We start from the raw sequence: 4,234 nt of genomic DNA on the forward strand, positions 1-4,234 counted from the left end.
CCTCCCTCCCGCACCGCGCGCACCGCCCGCAGCAGCGTCTTGTCGTCCCCGTTGAGCGCGGTCAGCCGGTCGGAGCGGAGCAGTGAGGCGAGGCGGTCGTCCTCGTCGTCGGCCACGCCCCCGTCGGTGTCGAGCGCGCGCAGCACCGACGCGGCGAAGGACTCGTTGGGCGTCGGCGAGGCGCCCCCGGACCAGGAGAGCGCGGCCTGCGCCAGACCGTCGGTGGAGAGCAGGACGCCGTCGACGCCGTCGTCCCGTACGCAGTCGGTCCACACCCGGCGGACCGCGTCCGGGGTGGTGACGAAGACTGTCTCGTTGCTGTACTCGCTCACCGCGGCGGGCTGCGGCAGCAGATGGAACTGCCGGTCGCCGTCCTCGGTCCCGGCCCGCAGCACCACGAACCCGTCCCCCACGCTGCAGTGCCCCAGCCACCCGTCCGCGAGGACCACCACGGTCAGGGTGGTCGCGTGGTCCCCGGCCGCCTCGCCCGTACGGTCGAGGAAGTCGTCCACGACCCGCTGGAAGGCCTGGCGCAGCAGCCGGTGCGCGGTGGGGCCGTCCGCCACCGAGGCGGGCAGCCGGCCGAAGTGCTCCACCGCGAGGCGGACCGCGAGCCGGGAGCCCTCGCCGGAGCGCGGCCGGCTGCCCGCGCCGTCCGCCACGGCGAGGACCGTGACGGCCCCGTCCGTCGAGCACCGCCAGGCGTCCTGGCAGGGCACACCGTCCCGGCCGTGCCGGTAGCCCTCGACGCTCAGCCCGTGCACCCGCCAACTCCCGTGCGCCCGCGTCCCCATGGCCCGCTCAGGCTTCCCAGGCCGGGCGCTGCGTCTTGAACTGGCTGAAGATCTTCTCGAAGACCTCGTCGCCCGCGCCCTTGGTCTCGGCGCTGGCGCTCGCCGACATCATCTGGAGCAACTGGCGGAAGGGGAAGCCCTGGAGGCGGGCGTTGAACTTCGGCGCGTACGCCTGGAGCACCTGCTCGGCGAGGTCGGTGAGGCCGCCGACGCCGATCGCGTACAGCCGGAAGCGGCGCGCCGTCTGCTCCTCGGCGAGGACCGGGACGAGCCGCTGCCAGGTGCGGCTGATGTGGCCGGTGCCGTCGGTCGGGAGACCATCGGTGACCAGGCAGATCTGCGGCCGGTAGTACTGGAAGCCCTGTGAGCGCAGCTCGGTCTTGCGGGCGGCGACCACATGCATGGCCAGCTCCAGGGCCTCGGTCATCAGCGTGACGCCGGAGGCGGCGAGCCGCGGGGGCTGGAACATGTGGGCGGCGACGAACGGGCCGACCGGGGAGCCGGGTTCGAGCGCCTGGCCGCCCCGCCAGGCGGTGACGCCCCGGCCGCCGAAGGTGATGACGGCGACCTCGACGCTGTAGCTGAGGCTGACGTCGTCGTGGAGCTCGCGGGTCCACTCGCTCAGGGCCTGGTTGAGCGCCTCGATGGGCGCGCCCGCCATCGAGCTGGAGGTGTCCAGGCACAGCACCAGCGGCAGCCGCTGGGCGTTGTTCTCGAATTCGATGTCGGCGTACTCCGCCGGAAGCGTCCTCGGTGGCTGCTGCCTGCGCATCTGGCCTCTCCCCGTCCTTCGGTGTCCTCGCCGCGCCTCACCGTCCGTGCGGCGTCCTGCTGGTGACGTTGTGACCGTCGTCGGCGTACGTGTGGGCGTACAGGATCCCGGCGTCCTCGCCCCGGCCCTCGCTCACCTCGACGCGGGCGCCGGGGGCGGGCGCGGGCGCGGCGGGCTCGGCCCAGACCGCCCGGCGCAGACACTGGTCGAGCTCGACGTACCCCTGCGGGTGCAGCGCGGTGCGGACGACGGCGGTACGGCCCGGTCCGCCCGGTCCGCCGGTGTCGCGGCCGGGCGCGCGATGTCTGCCCGCCGCACCGGCCGGGGCCGTACGGGCCCCGGGCACGGCTGCCGGGCGCCCGGCAGCGGGTACGGCGTACGCGAGGCGCGGGCCCCGCGAGCGGCGTACGGCGAAGGCCAGCGCGGTCACCAGGAGCAGCAGCAGGGCGGCCACGCCGAGCGCCGGGACGAGCAGCGGGGAGCCGTGGCCGCCGCCGGAGCCGCCGACGCTGTCGAAGTTGTCGCCGAGTTCGACGGCCAGGCCCTTGTCCAGGAGGTCCTGGCCGCGCAGGCGCTTGTCCTTCTTGCCCGTGGCGGCGAAGGTCTTGCACAGGTCGCCCGGGCAGGCGCCTGCTTCCGCCAGGGCGTCCAGGGCCCCGGGGCCGAGCCGGGTGATCTCCGCGTCCGGGTCGACCAGCCGGTCGCCGGCGAGGACGAGCAGCAGGGTGCCGCCCTCACCGGTGGGGTGCCCGGCCGGGGCCATGACGACCAGCGGGCCGCGGTCGAGGACCGGCTTGTGCTGGGCGAGGTTCCAGTCGGCGGGCTTCCCTTCGAGCTCCAGCGGCTTGCGCAGGGTGACGAGGACGGCCGCGTTCCGGGTCACCGGGCCGACACGGCCGGACCAGCAGCCCAGCCGCTTGGCCAGGCTCCCCGGGCAGGACTCATCGGCGTCGGCGGCCGGAACCACCACGGCGAGCAGGGTCAGCACCAGCAGGCCGGTCAACGGCCACAGTCGCCGCGCACCGCGCGGACCACACAGCAGCCCCATGGGCGAAAACCTCCCCGTCCCCCGGAAAAGCACATCGCAAATATGGCGCCACCAGCCGCCGCACGTAAGGGTTTTGGCCATTCCGGGGCCATTCCGGAGCCATTCCGGGGCTGTTCCGGGGCCTTTCCGAGGCCGTTCCCGGGTTTTGTCGCGAGTTTTCCGGGACCGCTCCCGGGCGATATCCAAACACCCCTTCTACAACTGGAACACCTGATGGCACCGGAGGAACATCTGTCTCGCCTGTTCCACCCAGTCGCCCGCCAGGGAATCGAATTCCGGCCGGGTCATCCGGCAGTTGAGCGGCAGGGTGCAGACCCCCGCGATACAGGGCCTGGGTCCTCGTACGTCCCACACCGACAGCATCGGGACCAGCTGTTCGGTGTTCCACGCGTTCGCCGCGGCGGCGGCCGTCGCCAGCTGGTCGCCGCGCAGGAACCGGCCGTCGGTCATGAACGCGACCAGCAACTTGGTGGTGGTCATGAACCGGACGGTGACGGCCCGTCCCGCGTCGGCGAGGTCGAAGCGCAGCGAGACGGAGACGGTGTCCTCCTCGCAGTGGAAGTGGCGTCCGGACGCCCAGGCATGGACCAGCGGGCGCCACTGGGCGCCCAGTTCGGCCCCGGCGCCCGCCGGCGTCCCCTCAGAGTGCCGCACGGCCCACCGCCTCGATCACCATGGCGTCGCTGAGGCCCGCGTCCAGGAGCGTCTGCGCGTGCAGCAGCAGACAGGACGGCAGGGAGCCCCGGTCCCCGGCGGCCCGCCGGCCGTCCAGCTCACCGGTGCGGACCCGGATGCGGCGGGCCACGGTGGGCGGCGGCCAGGTGAGCGCCCGCGCGCTGCCCGCGTCCGGGCCGAGCAGCCCGCTCAGCAGCGCGTCCAGGCCGGGCCGGTCCTCGGGCCGCTTGGCGAGGCACTCCTCGACCAGGGGCCGCAGCTCGGCGGGTACATCGTCGAGTTCGGGCTCGGCGTGCACCACCCGGTAGGCCACTCCGGCGCCGTGCCGGAACGGCGCGCTCCCCGTGACGGCGTAGACGAGGACCCCGCCGAGCGAGAAGACGTCGCTGGCGGGCCCGACCCGGGCGCCGGTCATCTGCTCGGGCGACATGTAGGGCGGGGTGCCCATCAGCGTCCCGGCCCGGGTCAGCCCGGTCGCCCCGGCCACCATGGAGATGCCGAAGTCGATGACGCGCGGCCCGTCGGCGGCGAGCAGGACGTTCGAGGGCTTGAGGTCGCGGTGGACGACCCCGGCGCCGTGGATGGCCTGGAGCGCCTCCACCAGACCGGCCCCGAGCCGGCGGGCCTGGCCGCCGGTGAGCGGGCCGTCCGAGCCGACCGCCTCCGACAGGGCGGGCCCCGGCACGTACGCCGTGGCCAGCCAGGGCAGTTCGGCCTCCGGGTCGGCGTCGACGACCGCCGCCGTGAAGGCCCCGCCGACCAGCCGCGCGGCGGCCACCTCGCGCGCGAAGCGGCGCCGGAACTCCTCGTCGGCGGCGAGTTCGGGACGTACGACCTTGACGGCGACGGCCCGGCCCGCGGGCGACCGTCCCAGATACACCCAGCCCATCCCGCCGGACCCCAGCCGCCCCACGATGCGGTACGGCCCCACCCGCAGCGGATCAC

General features: G+C 74.4%; 5 protein-coding genes. All 5 read right to left on the bottom strand.

Annotation, left to right across the window (positions count from 1 at the left end; translation table 11 throughout):
* The coding region (locus ACJA3G_RS31480) for a PP2C family serine/threonine-protein phosphatase (RefSeq protein WP_406556449.1) at positions 1–764 on the bottom strand (764 nt) is incomplete at its 3' end.
* Between the two features lie 37 nt (positions 765–801).
* Positions 802–1,566: a vWA domain-containing protein gene (locus ACJA3G_RS31485; RefSeq protein WP_406556450.1), complete on the bottom strand. Its 765-nt coding sequence runs from the start codon at positions 1,564–1,566 to the stop codon at positions 802–804.
* 37 nt (positions 1,567–1,603) lie between these two features.
* Positions 1,604–2,614 carry a hypothetical protein gene (locus ACJA3G_RS31490; protein ID WP_406556451.1) on the bottom strand — a complete coding sequence of 337 codons (1,011 nt, stop codon included), beginning with the start codon at positions 2,612–2,614 and terminating at the stop codon, positions 1,604–1,606.
* Between the two features lie 195 nt (positions 2,615–2,809).
* Positions 2,810–3,268: a hypothetical protein gene (locus tag ACJA3G_RS31495; protein WP_406556452.1), complete on the bottom strand. Its 459-nt coding sequence runs from the start codon at positions 3,266–3,268 to the stop codon at positions 2,810–2,812.
* Positions 3,255–4,234 (bottom strand): serine/threonine-protein kinase (locus tag ACJA3G_RS31500; protein WP_406556453.1); only part of this gene is annotated, 980 nt, incomplete at its 5' end. The genes ACJA3G_RS31495 and ACJA3G_RS31500, both read right to left, overlap by 14 nt.

This window comes from Streptomyces sp. YS-3, assembly GCF_045257485.1.
In the GTDB taxonomy this organism is placed as follows: Bacteria; Actinomycetota; Actinomycetes; order Streptomycetales; family Streptomycetaceae; genus Streptomyces.

Bases quoted from the DNA above. Each gene is read 5' to 3' on its own strand.
- ACJA3G_RS31485 (WP_406556450.1), bottom strand. From the start codon at position 1,566: ATGCGCAGGCAGCAGCCACCGAGGACGCTTCCGGCGGAGTACGCCGAC.
- ACJA3G_RS31490 (WP_406556451.1), bottom strand. From the start codon at position 2,614: ATGGGGCTGCTGTGTGGTCCGCGCGGTGCGCGGCGACTGTGGCCGTTG.